This window comes from Nesterenkonia sp. LB17, assembly GCF_022565915.1.
Taxonomy (GTDB): domain Bacteria; phylum Actinomycetota; class Actinomycetes; order Actinomycetales; family Micrococcaceae; genus Nesterenkonia.
In genome coordinates this window covers 85,864-104,608 of record NZ_JAJOYX010000004.1, presented here as the reverse complement: position 1 = coordinate 104,608, position 18,745 = coordinate 85,864, and the positions used below count along the sequence as shown (strand labels likewise).

Here is an 18,745-nt window from a genome sequence, read left to right as displayed (position 1 = left end):
GTCCGGCTCAGGGTCAGCGCCCCACCGGTAGTCGTCCCCAGCCCGGCCTGGTGCGACCGACGCCCAAGGCGAAGGTGCGCAAGGCGCGGCTGCTGATCTCCAAGGTCGACCCCTGGTCGGTGCTGAAGATGAGCTTCCTGCTCTCGGTGGCCCTGGGCATCATGACCGTGGTCGCGGCGGTCACGCTGTGGACCGTCATGGACGTCTCGGGGATCTTCAACCGAGTCAACGAGCTTCTCGGCCAGATCCTCGGCACCGAGGGCGGCGGCGGGTCCTTCCGGGTCGAGGAGCTTGTGACCATCACGCAGGTCGCGGCCTTCGCCACGATCATCGCCGTGGTCAACGTGGTGCTGCTGACCGTGCTCTCGATGCTCGCTGCAGTGCTGTACAACCTCTCCGCCTCCCTGGTGGGCGGCGTGGGAGTCACGCTCACCGACGACTGAGCGCTCCGGCTCCACGATTTGGCGGGGTCGCAGGGTGCAGGGTAACGTGTAGTGGTCGCCCTCGCGGGGGTGACGCACCTGAAACAAGGTGTCCGGGCGTATAGCTCAGGCGGTTAGAGCGCATCGCTGATAACGATGAGGTCGGAGGTTCAAGTCCTCCTACGCCCACCCCGGACTCCAAGGAGGGAAACATGAAACGCATCGTCTTTGTGGCTCTCTCCGTGGCGGGGATCCTCGGTTATCGCCAGTGGCGACGAGCCGAGGACACCCGGCAGGTCTGGTCTCAGGCCACAGACTCGCTCTGATAACCTGAGAAGCACCTTTGGGGGCATGGCGCAATTGGTAGCGCACCTGCTTTGCAAGCAGGGGGTTAGGGGTTCGAGTCCCCTTGCCTCCACCAGAGGATCTGAATCGGAAGAGGCTCCCCGCACTTGAAGTGCGGGGAGCTTTTTCGTGTCCTGGGCCGGGCCCGGCGACCGTGGAGCTTCCTGTCACCGCATGCGTCTCTCGGTGCAGTCTGGTGGTTCACGCTGGGGGCCCTGTCTCGATGTGTCTTCCGGCGAGGCGGACCACGGCGGCGACGAGATCGCTCACCCCGGGCTCCTCGATCGGGAAATGCCCGCATCTGCGCAGCATCACAGCCTCGGTCGGGGCCGCGATCCGCAGCAGGAACCGCATGCTCAGCTGCACGGGGGTCCAGGCGTCGTGTGTGGGGTGAAGGAGGGTCACCGGTGTGGTCATCTCCGCCCCGGGGACATGGTCATAGTTCAGGAATGAGCTGAGAAACCCCACCGGTATTCGGGCGCCTCCGCCCAGCGGATCCGAGGCGCACAGTTCGGCCAGGTCCGGGTCCCGGCTCATCTTTGCGAAATCAGCCACGGCGCGCATCGGCACCCTCATCTGTGCGGCTCCTCCGGGGATGAGGCGGGTGAGCTGAGCGCCGGCGACGGCCAGGGGACCGAAGCGGGTCAGCCTCGCCCGGACGCGCCAGTCCTGCGGATCCAGCAGGGAGGTCGCGCCGACCGCGGCCACGTGCGGTGATCTGGCTGCCGCCTCGTAGGCGAGCATCCCGCCCATGCTCGCACCGAGCAGGATCAGCGGTCGGTCGTCGTGCTCGGCGTCGAGAAGGTCGACCAGCAGCCGGACCCAGGTCTGATACCGCACGGCGCCCGGGTCCAGGCTGAGCGTCCTGCCATAGAGCGGGAGATCCACGGCGGCGACGTCCAGGCCCTGCGCGGCGAGCAGCGAGGTGATCGGCCAGAGCGCCCCGCTGTGCCCGCCGCATGGTGTGCCGGATCGAGAAACACCGCATAGGCCTCGGTCGTCACGGGCACACGGTATCAACAGGAGACGGTCCTTCACAGGAGACTCCGGCCAGGACCTGCCGCACGCGGTCTACCCCCGGGACCCGATTGCGCTATAGTCTCGATCTATCGGTCCAATCTAAAGTCTGAAGAGGTGCCTGACACAGGTGTACGAGTTACAACGCGCAGTACTCCGCTGGCGACGATCTCGCCCCCCGAGTACTGCGAACGCAGGGCAAGCTGATCTCCGCAGGTGCACGCTGGTGGTGACCCGGTGATCGACATCTTGCTTCTGCTGCTGGGCATCCTCGTCATCCTGGTCATCATTGCCGCCAACGGCTACTTCGTGGCCCAAGAATTCGCGTACATGTCCGTGGACCGCAATAAGCTGCGGGCACTGGCCGCCGGAGGCGATAAGTCCGCACAGCGCGCGCTGGACGTCACCGGTCGCACCTCCTTCATGCTCTCCGGAGCCCAGCTGGGCATCACCGTCACCGGTCTGCTCGTGGGCTATGTCGCAGAGCCGCTGGTGGGGGAGAGTCTGGGCGCTCTGCTGGGCGGCATCGGCGTCCCGGCGGCGCTGGGGATCGCGGTCGGCACGATCATCGCTCTGGCCGCCGCCACGATCGTGCAGATGATCTTCGGTGAGCTTTTCCCGAAGAACTACGCGATCGCGAATCCGACCCCGTTGTCGCTGGCCCTGGCGCGGTCCACGAAGCTCTATCTCGCCGCCTTCGGCTGGCTGATCTGGATCTTCGATGTCTCTGCGAACGCGCTGCTGAAGCTGTTGCGGATCGAGCCGGTGCACGACGTGGAGTCCAGCGCCACGGCGAAGGACCTCGAGCACATCGTGACCAGCTCGCATGAGAGCGGAGACCTGGCCGAGGAGATGTACCTGACCCTCGACAGGATCCTGGACTTCCCGGATCACGACGTCGAGCACGCCATGATTCCGCGGTCCCGCACCGGGCTGATCCATCCTGACACCACGTTGGGCGAGATCCGTGCGCTCATGGCCCAGGAGCACACCCGCTACCCGGTGGTCGACATGCATGACGAACCCGTCGGCGTCGTCCATCTCGTAGACCTGCTGGGCACCAAGTTCACCGATGCGGCCGCTGCGATCGAGATCATGCGCTCTCCGGTGATCGTGCCGACGTTGATGCCGCTGCCTGAGGCGGTGCGCACGCTGCGTGATGCCGACGCCAAGCTCGCCTGCGTCATCGACGAATACGGCGGCTTCACCGGTGTGGTGACCATGGAGGACCTTGCGGAGGAGATCCTCGGCGAGATCACCGACGAGCACGACGACGAGGCGCCCGCCGGCATCGAACATGTCGGCGAGAACCACTGGCGCGTCGATGGTGATCTGCACCTGGACGAGGTGGAGCGCGTCATCGGTCAGGACTTTCCCGAAGGCGATTACGAGACGCTCTCCGGGCTCCTGATGTCCCAGGAGGGCGCGCTGCTCACCGAAGGCCAGGAGGTCCGGATCGATCTGCCGGCTGAACCCGCCGACTATGGCGAGTCCTCGCCCCCGCAGCGCTGGGTCGACGTCACCGTGATCAGCGTGGACCGCCACGTTCCCGAGTCAGTGCACCTTCGCCTGACCGAACATTTCGAGGAGGAACGATGAGCGACTGGCTGATCCCCACCATTGCAACCATCGCCATCATTGCCATCTCCGCCTTCTTCGTCATCCTTGAGTTCGCGCTGCTGGCTGCCCGCCGCCACCGCCTGGAGGAAGAAGCAGAGCACAGCCGTTCGGCGCGCGCCGCGCTGCGCGGGCTCAACGAGCTCACGGTGATGCTCGCCGGAGCCCAGCTGGGCATCACGGCGTGTACCTTCGCGCTGGGCGCGGTCAGCAAACCCGCTGTCGACTACGCACTCACCCCGATCTTCGAGTCGTGGAACATGCCGCTGTGGGCCGCCGACGTGCTCGCCTTCGCGCTGGCGCTGTTCCTGATGACCTTCCTGCACCTGGTGGTCGGCGAGATGGCCCCGAAATCCTGGGCCATCGCGCATCCGGAGCGAGCCGCGAAGCTCGTCGCACTCCCGGCCCAGGTGATCCTCTGGGTCTTCCGGCCCTGGCTGCTCTGGATCAACAGCATCGCCAACCGACTGGTCGCGGCCAGCGGAATCATCCCGGTGGACCGTGCGGCTGCGGGCGGCTACGACTCCGACACGATCCGGCATCTGGTCGAGCACTCCACCCGGACCGGCATGCTGGATCAGGCCTCGGCCTCGCAGATCTCCCGGGTCATCGACCTCGAGACGCTCACCGTCGACGATGTGATTGCCGCGCGCACCCGTCAGGAGACCACTACGGTGACCGCTTCGGCCACGGCGGCTGATGTGCAGGCCGCGGCCCAGCGCACCGGGCACCTGCGGATTCTGATCATCCCCGAGACCGGCACGAACCCGCTGGTGGTCCATGTGCGGGACACGCTCACCGTCGAGCCGGGGCACCCGGTCAGCGAACTGGCCCGCCCTGCGCTGGTCGTGTCCACCGGAGCGTCCGTCTATGACGCGTTCCAGACCATGCGTGAGGCCGGCGAACAGCTGGCAGTGGTGTACTCCGACGGCGTTCTTGCTGGGGCGATCACCTGGAACGACATCCTCAAGCGGATGTGGCCCACCATGGAGGAGCAGTGGAGCGAGTCAGAGGCCGCTGCCGACTCCGGTCCGCACGGGGCGGCCGCACGACGCTGAGCAGCAGCAGCTCGGCGGCCCGGCTGGATCATCCAGCGGAACATGACGATGACGCCGAAACCACGGTCTGTGGTTTCGGCGTCGTCGTATCTGCTGTGAAAGCCCAGATCAAAAGGTTATCCACAGGGTTTATCCACAGTGTGTATAAGTTACACAGGTGTGATTCCCCAGGTCAGCCCGCTATCCACAGGTTTCTGTGAATTGTGCACAAAACTGTGGATTAGTCCTGCACAGCCTGGGGAGGAAGCGGGGTGGTTCATGCGTAGGGATTCACCAGGGTCATGCCCAGGCCGGTGAGCAGCACCAGGACCACGGCGATGCCGAGCAGACCGAAGCCCTGCCAGCGCGCGCGTCGGCGCGCGTCCTGGCGCCGGTCGGTGGAGGAGCGGGCCGGGGGCTTGGAGAACACCAGGGCGCACAGCGCGCCGATGACGAGTCCACCGAAATGCCCCTGCCAGGAGATGCCGGGGACCACGAAGCTGATCACCACGTTGATCGCGATCAGCGCCAGGATTCCGCCGGTCTGGGAGCCGGTGGCGCGCATCAGGATGAACAGCGCACCGAAGAGGCCGAAGACTGCTCCGGAGGCGCCGAGCGTGGGGGTCCACGCGGGAGTCAGGAAGAGCACAGCGACAGAGCCGCCGAGAGCGGAGAGGGTCAGCAGGGCGATATAGCGCAGGGGTCCGAGCGCCGGTTCGATGGCCCGGCCGATGAACCAGAGCGCGAACATGTTGAAGAGCAGATGCATGGCGTTGGCCGGAGAATGCACCAGCGCGGAGGTGAGCATCCGCCAGGGCTCGAAAGCCCAGGAAGACGTCTGCAGCGGGGCATACCAGAGGGCCCCGGTGACGGGGTCAGGGTTCGCGTCGGTGACGGCGCTGCCGAGCAGCTGCAGGGAGAAGAGCAGGACGCAGAGCCCGATGACGGTGAAGGTGACCACCGGGCGCTGATCGTCGCGCAGCACGGCACCGAACTGGGAGCGCGCCGGGGGCCGGCGGCGTTGGAACTCATCCCTGGCCCGGGCCAGGCAGTCCACACATTGGAAGCCGACCGGGGCCTCCCGCAGACACTCCGGACAGGCCGGCCGCTCACAGCGTTGACACTGCACGGTGGCGGGCCTGTCCGGGTGCTGCGGACAGAATGTTGCGTTGATCGGTCTAGATCCTCAGAGCTTCTCGATGTCGATCTTCTCGATGACGACATCTTCCTTCGGACGGTCCCGGTTGTCGGTGGGGACAGTGTTCAGGGCGTCGACGATCTTCTGCGAGGCGGGATCAGAGACCTCGCCGAAGATGGTGTGCTTGCCCTGCAGCCAGGTGGTGGCCACCGAGGTGATGAAGAACTGGGACCCGTTGGTGCCCGGTCCTGCGTTGGCCATGGCCAGCTTGTACGGGGAGGTGAAGTCCAGCTCCGGGTGGATCTCGTCGCCGAACTTGTAGCCGGGGCCGCCGACGCCGAGGCCCAGCGGGTCTCCGCCCTGGATCATGAAGTCGGAGATGATCCGGTGGAACACGGTGCCGCTGTAGAGCGGGGTGTCGACCATCTTCTCGCCGGACTCGGGGTGGGTCCACTCGCGCTCACCGGTGGAGAGACCGACGAAGTTGTCCACGGTCTTGGGAGCGTGGTTCCCGAAGAGCTCGACGAGGATCTCGCCCTGGGAAGTACGGATAGTTGCCTTGTGTGTTGCGATAGCACTCATGGACCCCATTCTCTCACTCTTGGTGGCGCGCGGTGCCAGCTGGGGGGATGATGAAGGGATTGGCCGTGCCATAGCAGGTCACGGAGAGACCACGTAAGCTGGAGCCAGCAACCGATCCGAATTCGGAGGACATGCATGTTCGGCAAGAAGAAGAAGCGGAACCACGGCTGGGAGCACCTGGTGCTCGCAGGGGTCGAGACCGCACGTGATTGGACCGCCCCCAAACTGGGTGCGGCAGCAGACTGGGCCGAGGACACCTACCGCAAGGGTGCCCCGAAGGTGCACGACGCTTCGGGTCGCGCACTGACGGCGGTCAACGACAGCGCCTCAGTGGCCGGCAAGAAGATCAAGGAGTACTCCTCGGTCGCCGGAGGAGGCATCTCGTCCCAGTACGAGAAGCTCCCCCCACAGGCCAAGGCTGAGGTGACCAAGATCCTCTCCAAGTACGACACTGCCAAGACGCAGTTCACCTCGGAGTACGTCCCTGCCACCTCGGCGAAGCTGGGCGGCTATGCGGACAAGACCGCGAAGCTGATCCACCGCGCTGAGCTTGATCCCCGCGTCGAGAAGGCGCTGATCAAGGCCACCGGTGACAAGAAGATCGTCAAGAAGCTGCGCAGGAGCTCCGAGCGCTACGCGAAGGACGCTGCCAAGACGCTGAAGAAGCACCAGCGCTCCAACAGCCGCAAGAAGGGTCTGCTGGTCTTTGGACTGGTGGCCGCGGCCGTGACGGCAGGGGTGGCCGCATGGCGCGCCAGCCAGCCGGTGGAGGATCCGTGGAAGAAGCCTGCGCCGGTCACTCGGCCAGCGACCTCCTCCACGGCAGCTCCCAAGCCGGTGACCTCGGCTCCCAAGCCAGCCGCCTCGGCTTCGCAGCCCGCAACATCGGCGCCGAAGCCGGCTGCCCAGGGCGGTCCGGCTGCGCCGAGCACCGTCGCTGGCACCCCGGCCGCCGCGCCGAAGGCGACTCCCGATGCCCCCAAGACCTCCGGTGCGCCGGAGTCCAAGGCTGGGCCCTCGGGAGCGACCAACGTCAACGCGCAGAATGCTGACGAGGCCAAGGGCAAGAACGTTCCCTCACCGAAGCCGGCCACCTGAGCCGAGCGTCGACTGAGAACGTAGACACACAAGAGCGGACCTGGCGTGATCGTCAGGTCCGCTCCTGTGTGTCGTGCTGTCTGCGCCGACGCGTATCGGGCTCCTGCTGGGCCTGCGCGGGCACTCAGCGGATGGGGTTGAGCTTCGCAGCCTTCTCCGCCGCGCCGGTCTGCCCCATGGTCTCGAGCCAGTTGCCCAGCATCCGGTAGCCGCCCTCGGTGAGCACCGACTCAGGGTGATACTGCATGCCCCACAGCGGGGCCGTGCGGTGGGCCAGGCCCATGATGACCCCGTCCTCGGTGCGCGCGGTCACCTCGAGCACCTCAGGAATGGTCTCCGGGGCCACGATCAGGGAATGGTAGCGAGTGGCCACGAAGGTCTCGGGCAGTCCGGCGAAGGAGACGTGCCCGGTGTGGGTGACCGGGGAGGTCTTGCCGTGCATCAGCTGCTCGGCATGGGTGACCGTTGCGCCGAAGGCCTCCCCCAGGCCCTGATGCCCCAGACAGACCCCGAGCATCGGCTCCTGGGCCTCGGCGCACCAGCGGATCAGCTCCACCGAGACACCAGCCTCACCGGGGGTGCCGGGGCCGGGGGAGATGAGCACGCCGTCGTGCTCGGCGGCGAGCTTCTTGGCCTCCTCCACCGAGAGGTCGTCGTTGCGGATCACCGTGGCCTCGGCGCCGAGCTCGCGCAGGTACCCGACAAGGGTGTAGACGAAGCTGTCGTAGTTGTCGATGACGAGGATGCGGGCGGGGGTGTCGCTCATGCGGGGGTCCCTTCGGCCCGGCCCAGCGCCGGGAAGGTCATCGTTTCAAGCGTGGAGTCATTGAGCGGGCTGTACTGGCTCAGCCAGGGGAAGACGAACTGCATCAGGAGGAACACGATACCGGCCACGAGGGCCAGTGCCAGAAGGATCTGCACCACCAGCGGACCGGGAAGCGAGCGGAAGAGCCAGGCATACATCTCAGGAACCTCCCTGGCCGAGCGCAGCCGGCGCCTCGGCGGTCAGTGGTGCGAAGTCGACCAGCTCCGCGTGGGTGATCAGTCGCTCGCGGTTGGAGAAGAGCGGATGACAGGTGGTCAGCGTCAGCAGCGACCGATCAGCCTCTGCCTCCGGCTCGCCCGGGACCGGGAGGATGACCTCGGACTGCTGGGGCAGCACCACATGGGTCTCATAGACCTCATAGGTGTAGTACCCATCGGGGGACTCCACGTAGACCTCGTCCCCGGGAGTCAGGCGGTCCTGATCGCGCAGCACGTCGCCATAGGTGAGGCGGTGTCCGGCCACCGCGAAGTTGCCCGGCTCTCCGGGCAGCTGGGTCTCCGGGTAGTGTCCCAGACCGCCGGTGTTCAGCGTCTGGTCGTCGACTCCGGAGCGGACAGGTGCTGACCAGTCGGCGCCGATGGCGGGGGCGTAGATCATGGCCATGGCCCCGGAGTCCACGGCGGCCATCTTCTCTGGACACGCCGCAGCCTTCCCGTTGGGAAGCTCCTGACAGTCTTGCTGTGACTCCGGCTGCTCCTGCCGTGCCGGGTCAGCGTCCAGCTGTTCGATTCGGGTGTGGAACTCGTCTTCGATGGTCTGGGCCTCGCGATTCGCGTCGAGTCCGGTCCACCAGACCTCCCACACCACGAAGAGCAGCCCCAGCACCCCCAGGGTGATCAGCAGCTCGCCGGCGACACCGAGGATCCGGGCGCCTGTGCTGCGGCCACGGTGTCCCGACATGAATCCTCCGAAGGTTGAGTGGGGCGACCATCACACCGAAACGGTAGAATGGCACGCAGACCACGGCCGGGCCCCAAGGGGGCACGGCCGTGAGACCAGGATACCGAACCGAGATCCGTGCCAGACCCAGAGGGGACCGAACCGACGTGGCTGAGTCCAAGCACCGCAAGAACCGCAGGACGCGCGACAAGACCGAGACGAAGAAGTCTCCGCTGAACGACGCCGATCCCAAGGAGGTCAAGGACCTCGAACTCGAGGACGACTCGCTGCCGCTCTGGTACCGGGCGACGATGATCGGGCTGATGATCCTGGGCCTGCTCTGGCTGATCGTCTGGTACATCACCCAGGGCGCCGCCCCGGTGCAGGCCGCCGGCGGCTGGAACGTCATCATCGGCTTCGGCATCACCATGGTCGGCTTCTTCATGACGATGCGCTGGAAGTAGTGGGTCGAGGCATCGACGATGAACTGATGTGAGGACCTAGCGGGGTCGCCTGGTCGCCGTCGTCCGGGCCTTGCGGGTCAGCTCATCGATCGGCTGGGCAGACCCGGCCGGATCGATCTGCGGCTGGATCGTCTCGGCGTAGCGGTTCTGAACGGCCTGTGCGATCAGGAAGTCCGCGATCGCCGGATTCTTCGGCAGCAGCGACCCGTGCAGGTAGCTGCCCACGATGTTCTTCCAGCGCGCGCCCTCGTGTGAATCCCGGGCGTTGTTCCCCTCGCCCTTGGTGACCCGTGCCAGCGGCTGGACCTCGGGCCCGAGATAGGTCTGTCCGGAGTGGTTCTCGTAGCCGAGGATCTCGCCGAACTCCTTGGACTCGGCCACCACATTGCCGATCAGCCGGGTGTCGGTGCCCTCGGTTCTCAGGTCCAGGAGGCCCACGCCCTTGATCTCCCGGCCCTCCCGGGTGCGGAAGGAGTGCCCGAAGAGCTGGTACAGACCGCAGATCATCAGCATCGGGGTGCCGTCCTCGGCCAGGGCGTGGAGCTTGTCACCGATCCGCAGCAGGTCCTGCTGGATCTTGTCCTGACCGCTGTCCTGACCGCCGCCGCCGATGACGATGTCGACCTGCTCCGGGAACTCATCCTCCGGGTCGTAGCTGTGCAGGATCGGCTCATAGCCGCGCCACTGCAGACGTCGCTGGAGCACCAGCGCATTGCCGAAGTCTCCATAGATGTTCATGTCCCGGGGATAGAGCTGGAGCACGTGGATGGGCTTGGACTCTGCCATCAGAAGGCCTCGACTTCGGTATAGGCGCCAAGCCGCTTTCGCAGCCCGAGCATGGCGGTGTAGGTGCAGAAGATCCGGGCGGGCTTCCCGGGGTTCTCCTCGAGGAAGCGGGTGAGCGCGAGCGACAGGTCAGGCTCCACCGCGTCGAAGTCGACCTCGTCGTATTTCAGCCGCAGAGCCATGTCGTAGGCGCGCACTCCGGAGATCATCCGCACGCCCTCCTCCGCGAGCGAGGCGAACTCCACGTCCCAGAGCCAGCTCATGTCCCGGCCGTCGGCGTAGTTGTCGTTGATCGCGATCATCGTGGCCACACCGCCGGCAGGGAAGGAGCTCAGTCCGAGCCGGAATCCGGAGGGGTTCTTCACCAGCACCAGGTCCAGCGGACGTCCCTGCACGGTGAGGCTCTCGCCACGTCCGAAGGCCGGAGAGACCTTGGAGAGGGAGTCGATGAGCGCCGGGGCGTCCACGGTGTCGCCCAGCGCCTGGCGGACGACCGCCATCGCGGCCGCAGCGTTGAAGGTGTTGTAGGCGCCGTTGACGGTCAGTGAGGTGGTCACCGACTCGCCGTCGACGGTGAACCGGCCACCGCCCTCGATGAGCTCTTCGAGGACGACATCGGCGTGCGGGTGATCCGCCGCGGTCGCGGGTCCTGAGTGGAAGTCATCGTCGCTGGGGAAGTGGCCGCGCAGCGACTCGCTGAGCCCGAAGTAGTCGACCCGCTGGGCGCCAAGGGTCTCGGCGATGGCCCGGACCCGGGGGTCCTCACGGTTGAGCACCACGGCCTCGACCGTGTGCTGGGCGATGGTGCGCAGCATCCCTGCGGTGGTGTCGATCTCCCCGAAACGGTCCAGCTGATCACGCATGACATTGAGCAGCAGGCTGTGGTTGGGGCGCACCGCCTTGACGAAGTGCACCGCGTGGGCCTCATCGAGCTCCAGCACCGCGATGTCGGCGTCGAGCTTCCCGGAGAGCTTGACCTCTTCGAGGATCGAGGCGACGACGCCGCGGGTGAAGTTGGAGCCGCTGCGGTTGGTGAAGACCTTCAGACCCTGGCCCTGCAGCAGCTCCACGACCATCTTGGTGGTCGTGGTCTTCCCGTTGGTCCCCGACACGACGATGACCCCGCGCGGGAGCCGGTGCAGCGTGCGGGCGAGGAAATGCGGGTCGAGCTTCTCGACGACCAGTCCTGGGAAGGCCGACCCGCCGCCGCCGCGCAGCTTCGTCACGGTGCGGGCGGCCCGACCGATGAGCACCGAGCCGGCCGAGCCCAGAGCCGTGCCGAGGTTTCGCGGTGAGAAGGAGAGTCTGGACATGGCGCTGATTATTTCATCTCATTTCTGGGGTGCCGCGCAGGTCGGTGCCGCGCGGTGGTCGAGGAGGTGGTCCTGGTGGCGGTCCGTGAGGCGCAAGGCGTCTCAGTCGCCGTTGCCGCCGTTGCCGTTGGAGTTCCCGTTCGTGTCCTCCGAGTCTGCTGAGTCATCACCCGCGTTTCCCGGGGACTCCTCGGCGTCGCCGTTCGATCCGCCGTTCGCTCCGCTGTTCGCCTCAGGGGATTCCTCCTCTGCGGGGGACTCCTCGGGTGCTTCGGAGTCTTCGTCCGCTGCGTCTTCGTCCTCGTTGCCGGACTCGGCTCCGCCATCGTCGGCTTCCTCAGCGTCCTCGCTGGGGGACTCCTCGGGGTCTTCCCTGGGGGATTCACGGTTGTCGCCGTCATCGGTGTCCGGCTCGGGCGCCTCTTCCTCTTCCTCTTCCGGCTCCGGGTCAGGCTCCGGCGCGGGAGCGGGAGCGGGAGCGGGAGCCGGCTCCGGGGCGACCGCGACGACCAGCGTCACGGTGGAGCGCTGCGGGATGGTGTCTCCGGCGACGACGGACGCGCCGCCCACCCGCTGGCCGACGACGGTGTCCTCGGCGTAGTCGGTGCGCTCATCTTCGACGATGGCCACGCTGAGCCCCAGGTTCTCGAGGATCGTCTGGGCCTCGGTGCGGGTGCGGTTGAAGACTCCCGGCATCTCCACCAGACCGGTGGAGAGCACCAGATCCACCTCGGATCCTGGCGCCACCGAGGAACCAGCTTCCGGGTCGGTGCTGATCAGCATGTCTTCCTCGATGCTGGGGTGATTCTCCTGGCTGATCTCGCCGACCTCCAGGTCCACCTCGTCCAGCGCCTCACGCACCTCCTCCTCGGAGGAGCCCTGCAGACCGTCGGGGATGCGCACGCTCTGCGGCCCGGTGGAGATGTAGAGCACCACGGCGCTGTCAGGAGCCACCGCGGTCTCTGCCTCGGGGTCGGTGCGGATCGCTAGGTCTTCCTCGATCTCGGGGTGAGCCTCGGTCTCCACGGTGGGGTTCAGGTTCAGCGCGGTCAGCTCCGCCCGCGCGTCCTCCTCGGTCATCCCGGTCACATCGGGGATGGAGACCTCGGGGCTGTCGAGCATGTTCATCAGCGCCCAGGTGCCGCCGCCTGCCAGCGCGAGGATCAGCAGCGTCCAGATCAGGATCAGGCCGCCACGACGACGACGCGGTCGTTCCTGAGGCTGGTCGTGGCTCTGATAGAGGTCGGGGTCCTCCGGGGTGCGCGCGGAGAGCTGGGTGGCCGGTGCGACGCCGCCGGCGGCGAGGACCTGATTGAAGTCCTGCCGGCCGCCGATGGCCGCCATCGCCGCGGTGGGGTGGTCGTCGTCGTCCACGCCGATGCCGATCAGCGCCTTCTGGATGGCCTGGTTGAACTCCTCGGCGGTCTGGAACCGCAACGCGGGATCCTTGGTCAGGGCCTTGCCGACCACTGACTCCATCGCCGGGCTGACCTGGTGGTTGAAGTCGCTCACCAACGGTGGGGCCTCGCGCACATGCTGGTAGGCCACCGAGACGGGGGACTCGCCCTGGAAGGGCGGACGGTTGGTCAGCAGCTCGAAGAGCACGCAGCCGGCCGAGTAGAGATCCGACCGGTGGTCCACCACTTCGCCGCGCGCCTGCTCAGGGGAGAGGTACTGGGCGGTGCCGACCACGGCGGAGGTCTGGGTCATGGTCGACGCGGAGTCAGCCAGGGCTCGGGCGATCCCGAAGTCCATCACCTTGATCTGTCCGGTCTGGGAGACCATCACATTGGAGGGCTTGATGTCGCGGTGGACGATGCCCTTCTCGTGGCTGTAGCCCAGTGCGCCGAGGATCCCGTGCATATAGCCGGCCGTCTCCCGCTCGGAGAGCGGCTTGTTCAGCGCATGGTCGATCTTCGACTGCAGCTGGGAGCCGACCTGGGCGGCGGGGAGGTGGTCCTCGCCGTCGTGGACCCGGCCCGTGTCGCCCAGGGCCAGGACGTCGTCGTCGGGCTCATCGGGTGCCGGTGCATGGTTCGTCTCCCCGGCGATCCGGGTCTGCTCATCATCGACGTCTGCGGTGTCGGTGATGCGCGGAGTGCCATGCAGGATATGGCGCAGGGTGACCCCGTCGACGTATTCCATGACGATGTAGGGAGTCTTGATCTCGTGGTGCGCCTGGTCCTCGACCTCGGCGCGGCCGGAGTCATACACGGCCACGATGTTGGGGTGGTTCAGCGAGGCCGACGACTGGCCCTCGCGGCGGAAGCGGCCCTGGAACTGGGGATCACGGGCCAGGTCGGGGCGCAGCATCTTGACCGCGACCTGGCGATCCAGCGTGAGGTCATGGCCCAGGTAGACATCAGCCATCCCGCCGCGTCCGATCAACGAGGTGATTCGGTAGCGGTTGTTGAGGACGCGCTCAGCAGTCTCGGTCATATGTCGGTTCCTGTCTCCGATCCTGGCCCATCCTCGGCTGAGAAGCCAGCCCGATCGGGATCCTCGGTGCCCTCGGCACCGGATTCGCCGCCGGCCTGCCCGTCCTGGGGTGACTCGTCCTCGACCACGTCGGACTCCGTCGGCTCCGGCTGGGTCGCCTCGGGGTCCTCAGCGTCGTCCTGGTCCTCGGGCGAGGGGGATGGGGCGGGAGTCGGCGTGGGGGCCGGGGAGGTGTCCTGCTCGGGCTCCTCCTCCTGCTGACCGGTGCCGTTCTGCCCGTCGCCGTCCTGCTGGTCCTGGCCGTTCTGACCCTGATCATTCTGGCCGGGGGCCGGGTCCTGGTTCTCAGGCACGGTGTCGTTCGAGACGGCGGAATAGAACACGGTGACCGTCGACCCCGCCGGGACGCTGCCCGACGGTGCCACCCCGGTGACCACGCCCGTGGGCTCGCCTGACTCCACGGGTTCGGCCTGGACCTGGAGCCCAGCGTCCTGCAGCCGTGCGGTGACCTCCTCCAGGGAGAGTCCCAGGAAGTCGCTCTCGGAGATCTCGACCATCTCGGCGCCGGGGATGAAGGTCTCGGTGACCGTCGGCGTCGGGCTCGGCTCGTCCTCGCCGCCGTTGCCGCCGAACCGCGGGAACAGCCACGAGCCGATCAGGGCCAGCAGGACCAGCAACAGCAGTGCGATGAGCGGCCAGTACCACCGTCGACCCCCATGGAGTCGGCGCGGCTCCTTCTCCGCTCCGGCCTCCGAGCCAGCCGTGGGCGCGCTGGGGCGCGGGTGTGCGCCGCCGGCCGCGGCGGGGGCGGCTCCCTGCTGGGCAGTGTGCTCGGCGGCCTCGGCAGGCTGCTCCGGCGTGCGCGCCGACGGGGCCCGGCTGCTGCCGGGGACGACGGCGGTCGGTGTGGTGTCGGTTCGTGGGATGGCGGTGGTGGCGTCCGCGTCGGGCTCGGCGCCGTCCATATGGGCTGCTATGGCGGGAACTGCCTTCAGCGCAGACTCCGTGTCATGGCGCAGCAGGGCGTCGGCTGCTTCGGCGAGCTTGGTCGCGGTGAGCGGTCGCTTGCTGGGGTCCTTCTCCAGCATCGACATGATCAGCGCCCGCACCGGCTCAGGGACGGTGTCCGGCAGCGCCGGCGGCGGCTCGTTGACCTGTTTCAGCGCGATGGCGATCTGCGATTCGCCGGTGAACGGGCGGTGCCCGACCAGCGCTTCATAGCCGATGATGCCCAGTGCGTAGATGTCCGAGGAGCCGGTGGCGTGCTGGCCGGTGGCCTGCTCCGGGGAGAGGTACTGGACCGTGCCCATCACCTGTCCGGTGGCGGTCAGCGGCACCTGATCAGCCAGTCGGGCGATGCCGAAGTCGGTGATCTTCACCCGCCGGGTGGGGGTGATCAGCAGGTTGCCGGGTTTGACGTCGCGGTGGACCAGGCCCTGGTCATGGGCGACCTGCAGGGCGCGGCCGGTCTGGGCGAGGATCGAGAGGGTCTTCTCCCAGGAGAGCGTCTTGTCCGTCTCGAGCAGGACCGAGAGCGGGCGTCCCGGCACGAGCTCCATGACCAGGTAGCCGGAGCCGGACTGTTCGCCGTAGTCGTAGATGTCAGCGATGCCGGGGTGGTTCAGCAGGGCGGTGTGGCGCGCCTCGGCGCGGAACCGACGCAGGAACGCCTCGTCCCCGGTGTACTCCTCCTTGAGGATCTTGATCGCCACGGTGCGTCCGAGTACCTGGTCAGAGGCCTTCCAGACCTCGCCCATGCCGCCGATGGCGATGCGTTCGGTGAGCTGGTAGCGCTCACCCATCAGGATGCCGACCACGGGCCTCATTCGATCGCCGCCTCGAGCATGGTCAGCAGCTGCGGTCCAGTGAGCGAAGATCCGGTGTCGAAGTCGATCCGCTCGTAGGCCACGGTCACCGCATACTGCGGGTCGTCGGCGGGGGCGAAGCCGGTGATCCAGGAGTTCACCTCTCCGGTGTCGCCGACGTCTGCCGTGCCGGTCTTGGCCGCGACCTGGAAGGTCTCGGTCTGCGCGCGGGTGCCCGTGCCGGACTCGACGACCCCGACCATCATCTCGGTGATCTCGTCTGCCACCTGCTCGGAGGTGACCTCGGAGAGCGTCTCTGGTTCGGAGGTGGAGAGCAGCTGCAGGTCGGAGCCACGGATCGCGTTGACCAGGTTGGGCTTCATCAGGGTGCCGTCGTTGGCGATGGCGGCGGCGACCATGTTCATCTGCAGCGGGGTGGAGGTGACGTCGAACTGGCCGATGGAGGACTGGGCCAGGGCGGCGTCGGAGAGGTCGGTGGGGAAGTTCGAGGTGTCCACGCGCAGCGGGATGCCCAGGCCATCGGAGTTGAACCCGAAGGCCTCGGCACTGTCCCTGATCGAGCCCTCGCCGAGGTCCATGGCGGCCTGCGCGAAGGGCGTGTTGCAGGACTGCGCCACGATCCACGAGAGCTCCGCCTGGGAACGCTGCGCGCAGATGCCGCGATCGAAGTTCGCCAGCTCGGTGTTCGAATCCGGCAGCGTGATCGAGTTCGGGTTGGCCAGGATCGTGTCCGGCTCGTAGTCCCCGGACTCCAGCATCGCCACCAGATCGACGAGCTTGAAGGTGGAGCCGGGGGCGAGGGTGCTGGAGATGGCCCGGGAGATGTAGCGCAGATCCGGGTCGGACTCCAGCTCCTCCTGGTTCTGGATCAGTTGGGTGGAGTCCTGCACGGCGAGAGCATTGTTGTCATAGCTGGGCTTGGCGGCCATGGCCTTGATGTCGCCGGTGGCGATCTCGGTGACGATGATGCTTCCGCGGGTCCCCTCGGGGATCTGGTCGTAGGCGAGCTGCTGCAGCTCGGCGTCGAGGGTCAGCTCGACCTGACCGCCGTCCATCGTGTCGCCGGTGAACACCGAGGTGATCCGGTCGAAGAACTGGCTGTCGGACTGCCCCGAGAGGTACTCGTTGAGCGTGCCCTCCAGTCCGGTGGGGTTCGCGGCGATGGAGTAGGTGCCGGTGATCCCGGAGTAGAGCTCGGGCTCGTGGTAGACCCGCTGGTAGGCGAAGCTGGAGTTCTCCGAGGGGACGGATTCCGCGACGGCGGTGCCCTCCACCGTGATCGCGCCGCGCGGGGCTCCGCGGTCCTCATAGACCTGCCGCACGTTGTTGGGGTTGGCATTGAGCTCATCGGTCATCGCCACCTGGATGATGGAGAGCGCGACGAAGAGCGTGAGGAACAGGCCCACCGCGACGACCCAGGTGTGACGAATGGCGTTGTTCATCTCGTCGTCCCTCCCTGCTCAGCTGGCACATGGTCGATGCCGGTGTGGTCGTCGTCGTGGCGGTCATGGTGGTCGGGCTGTCGGTGCGCACCGTGCCGGTGGACGGCGCTCTCGCGTGCCCCCGGCCCGTCGGAGTGCAGTCGCGACTCGATGCCGGAGGAGGATTCCCCGGTCGCGTTGACCATCGGTCCCACGATCACCGGCTGCCGGGCGGAGTGGGAGATCAGCAGCACCAGCGCCACGATCAGCCAGTTAGCCAACAGCGCGGAGCCGCCTGCGGCAAGGAAGGGCGTGGCCAGTCCGGTCAGCGGGATGACTCGCGTGATGCCTCCGACGACGACGAAGACCTGCAGCACCAGGACGACGGCGAGGCCCACGGCGAGCAGCTTGCCGAAGGTGTCGCGGGTGCCGAGCCCGGCGCGCATGTAGCGGCTGAAGAGCAGAAGGTAGAGCAGCAGCATGGCGGAGAGCCCGATGAAGCCGAGCTCCTCGCCGAAGGCGGCGATGATCATGTCCGAGTTGGCCAGCGAGACCATGTTCGGGTTGCCCGAGCCCAGGCCGGTGCCGGCGAGGCCGCCGTGCGCCATGCCGAACAGGCCCTGCACCACCTGGTGGGAGCCGCCGAAGGCGCGTTCGTAGATGTCCTGGTCGAAGGCGTTGAGCCAGATCTCGACCCGGTCCCGGAAGTGGGACACGAACCGATAGGCCAGGGCGGCGCCGATGAGCATGAAGACCGAGCCGATCGCGATCCAGGAGAACCGGGAGGTGGCCACGTAGATCACGGCGACGAAGAGGCCGAAGAACATCAGCGCGTTCCCGAGGTCGTTCTGCACCACGAGCACGCCGATGGCGATGATCCAGGCGATGAACATCGGGGCGAGGTCACGCAGCCGGGGGAAGGTCACGGGCCCGAACTTCCGGCCCGCCAGCAGGATCAGATCGCGGTTGTTGGCGAGGAATCCGGCGAAGAACACTGCCAGGGTGATCTTGGCGATCTCGCTGGGCTGGAAGGACAGCGGGCCGAGGTTCACCCAGATCCGGGCGCCGTGCAGCTCCTGGCCCACTCCCGGCACGATCGGCAGGAAGAGCAGCACGACGCTGGCCGCCAAGGAGATGTAGGTCAGCTGCCGGAGCCGACGGTGGTCCTTGAGCAGCCACAGCAGGGCCACGGCGGCCACGATCGAGACCCCGGTCCACATCAGCTGCCGATCGGCGACCCCGGAGTAGGCGGGGGTGAAGTCGAGCCGGTGGATCATCGCGAGGCCCAGCCCGTTGAGGGTCACCACGATGGGAAGGATGAAGGGGTCCGCGTATTTCGCGCGCAGCCGCAGCACCACATGGAAGGCGAGGACCAGTCCGGCGAAGACGGCGCCTTCGACGTAGTAGTCGGCGGTGATCGGCTCGTCGAGGGCGAGCGCGACCAGCATCTGGGCGCCGATCGCCACAGTCAGGGCCATCAGGAGCAGCACCAGCTCGAGATTCCTGCGCGGCTTGTACACCTGCTGAGATGCTGC

18 protein-coding genes and 2 tRNA genes are annotated in these 18,745 nt (G+C 67.0%); 8 read left to right on the top strand and 12 right to left on the bottom strand.

Annotation, left to right across the window (positions count from 1 at the left end; all coding sequences use genetic code 11):
* Positions 1–50 precede the first annotated feature (50 nt).
* The 4 genes from LTH96_RS10440 to LTH96_RS10425 all read left to right on the top strand — a co-directional run bounded on the left by LTH96_RS10440 (position 51) and on the right by LTH96_RS10425 (position 843).
* A complete protein-coding gene (locus LTH96_RS10440; RefSeq protein WP_370642747.1) occupies positions 51–443 on the top strand; it encodes a DUF3566 domain-containing protein in 393 nt (130 codons plus the stop codon).
* 94 nt (positions 444–537) lie between these two features.
* A tRNA-Ile gene (locus LTH96_RS10435) sits at positions 538–611 on the top strand.
* A 23-nt stretch (positions 612–634) separates the two neighbouring features.
* Entirely contained in the window at positions 635–748 is a 114-nt protein-coding gene (locus LTH96_RS10430) for a DLW-39 family protein (protein ID WP_219886429.1), read from the top strand.
* Between the two features lie 19 nt (positions 749–767).
* Positions 768–843: transfer RNA gene (locus LTH96_RS10425), tRNA-Ala, on the top strand.
* A 125-nt stretch (positions 844–968) separates the two neighbouring features.
* On the opposite strand, the gene LTH96_RS10420 is transcribed toward LTH96_RS10425, so the two are convergent.
* Positions 969–1,805 carry an alpha/beta hydrolase gene (locus LTH96_RS10420; protein ID WP_241465671.1) on the bottom strand — a complete coding sequence of 279 codons (837 nt, stop codon included), beginning with the start codon at positions 1,803–1,805 and terminating at the stop codon, positions 969–971.
* A gap of 216 nt (positions 1,806–2,021) precedes the next feature.
* Here LTH96_RS10420 and LTH96_RS10415 point away from each other — a divergent pair, with 216 nt between their 5' ends.
* Positions 2,022–3,383 carry a hemolysin family protein gene (locus LTH96_RS10415; protein WP_241465670.1) on the top strand — a complete coding sequence of 454 codons (1,362 nt, stop codon included), beginning with the start codon at positions 2,022–2,024 and terminating at the stop codon, positions 3,381–3,383.
* Positions 3,380–4,459 (top strand): CNNM domain-containing protein, encoded by a 1,080-nt coding sequence (locus LTH96_RS10410; protein ID WP_241465669.1) that lies wholly within the window; start codon positions 3,380–3,382, stop codon positions 4,457–4,459. Before LTH96_RS10415 ends, LTH96_RS10410 begins: the two co-directional genes overlap by 4 nt.
* 256 nt (positions 4,460–4,715) lie before the next feature.
* On the opposite strand, the gene LTH96_RS10405 is transcribed toward LTH96_RS10410, so the two are convergent.
* Both LTH96_RS10405 and LTH96_RS10400 read right to left on the bottom strand, forming a co-directional pair.
* The gene (locus LTH96_RS10405) at positions 4,716–5,495 is read right to left on the bottom strand and encodes a rhomboid family intramembrane serine protease (RefSeq protein ID WP_241465668.1); all 780 of its coding nucleotides are present in this window, start codon (positions 5,493–5,495) and stop codon (positions 4,716–4,718) included.
* Positions 5,496–5,624: 129 nt separating this feature from the next.
* Entirely contained in the window at positions 5,625–6,158 is a 534-nt protein-coding gene (locus LTH96_RS10400) for a peptidylprolyl isomerase (RefSeq protein ID WP_274616090.1), read from the bottom strand.
* A 135-nt stretch (positions 6,159–6,293) separates the two neighbouring features.
* Here LTH96_RS10400 and LTH96_RS10395 point away from each other — a divergent pair, with 135 nt between their 5' ends.
* Positions 6,294–7,256 carry a hypothetical protein gene (locus LTH96_RS10395; protein WP_241465666.1) on the top strand — a complete coding sequence of 321 codons (963 nt, stop codon included), beginning with the start codon at positions 6,294–6,296 and terminating at the stop codon, positions 7,254–7,256.
* Positions 7,257–7,380: 124 nt separating this feature from the next.
* On the opposite strand, the gene LTH96_RS10390 is transcribed toward LTH96_RS10395, so the two are convergent.
* Genes LTH96_RS10390 through LTH96_RS10380 form a run of 3 tightly spaced genes read right to left on the bottom strand, consistent with a single transcriptional unit; the run spans position 7,381 to position 8,982 of the window.
* A complete protein-coding gene (locus LTH96_RS10390) occupies positions 7,381–8,022 on the bottom strand; it encodes an aminodeoxychorismate/anthranilate synthase component II (protein ID WP_241465665.1) in 642 nt (213 codons plus the stop codon).
* Positions 8,019–8,219 (bottom strand): hypothetical protein, encoded by a 201-nt coding sequence (locus tag LTH96_RS10385; protein ID WP_241465664.1) that lies wholly within the window; start codon positions 8,217–8,219, stop codon positions 8,019–8,021. Before LTH96_RS10385 ends, LTH96_RS10390 begins: the two co-directional genes overlap by 4 nt.
* 1 nt (position 8,220) lies before the next feature.
* On the bottom strand, positions 8,221–8,982 hold the full coding sequence (locus LTH96_RS10380) for a class E sortase (protein ID WP_241465663.1): 762 nt from the start codon (positions 8,980–8,982) through the stop codon (positions 8,221–8,223).
* A 146-nt stretch (positions 8,983–9,128) separates the two neighbouring features.
* On the opposite strand from LTH96_RS10380, the gene LTH96_RS10375 reads away from it, so the two are divergent.
* Positions 9,129–9,425 (top strand): cell division protein CrgA, encoded by a 297-nt coding sequence (locus LTH96_RS10375; RefSeq protein WP_241465662.1) that lies wholly within the window; start codon positions 9,129–9,131, stop codon positions 9,423–9,425.
* A gap of 36 nt (positions 9,426–9,461) precedes the next feature.
* Here the strand turns inward: LTH96_RS10375 and LTH96_RS10370 are convergent, their stop codons facing one another.
* The 6 genes from LTH96_RS10370 to LTH96_RS10340 form a co-directional block, all read right to left on the bottom strand.
* Positions 9,462–10,211, bottom strand: a complete 750-nt coding sequence (locus tag LTH96_RS10370) for a type 1 glutamine amidotransferase (protein ID WP_241465661.1) — start codon at positions 10,209–10,211, stop codon at positions 9,462–9,464.
* Positions 10,211–11,524 carry a Mur ligase family protein gene (locus tag LTH96_RS10365; protein ID WP_241465660.1) on the bottom strand — a complete coding sequence of 438 codons (1,314 nt, stop codon included), beginning with the start codon at positions 11,522–11,524 and terminating at the stop codon, positions 10,211–10,213. Before LTH96_RS10365 ends, LTH96_RS10370 begins: the two co-directional genes overlap by 1 nt.
* Positions 11,525–11,626: 102 nt before the next feature.
* Positions 11,627–13,963, bottom strand: coding sequence for a PASTA domain-containing protein (locus LTH96_RS13100; protein ID WP_304653914.1), 2,337 nt, complete (start codon positions 13,961–13,963; stop codon positions 11,627–11,629).
* Positions 13,960–15,789, bottom strand: a complete 1,830-nt coding sequence (locus LTH96_RS10350; RefSeq protein WP_241465659.1) for a protein kinase — start codon at positions 15,787–15,789, stop codon at positions 13,960–13,962. Before LTH96_RS10350 ends, LTH96_RS13100 begins: the two co-directional genes overlap by 4 nt.
* Entirely contained in the window at positions 15,786–17,231 is a 1,446-nt protein-coding gene (locus tag LTH96_RS10345) for a penicillin-binding transpeptidase domain-containing protein (RefSeq protein WP_241465658.1), read from the bottom strand. Before LTH96_RS10345 ends, LTH96_RS10350 begins: the two co-directional genes overlap by 4 nt.
* Positions 17,228–18,688, bottom strand: coding sequence for an FtsW/RodA/SpoVE family cell cycle protein (locus tag LTH96_RS10340; RefSeq protein WP_241465783.1), 1,461 nt, complete (start codon positions 18,686–18,688; stop codon positions 17,228–17,230). The genes LTH96_RS10345 and LTH96_RS10340 overlap by 4 nt, the downstream gene beginning before the upstream one ends.
* Positions 18,689–18,745: the final 57 nt, after the last annotated feature.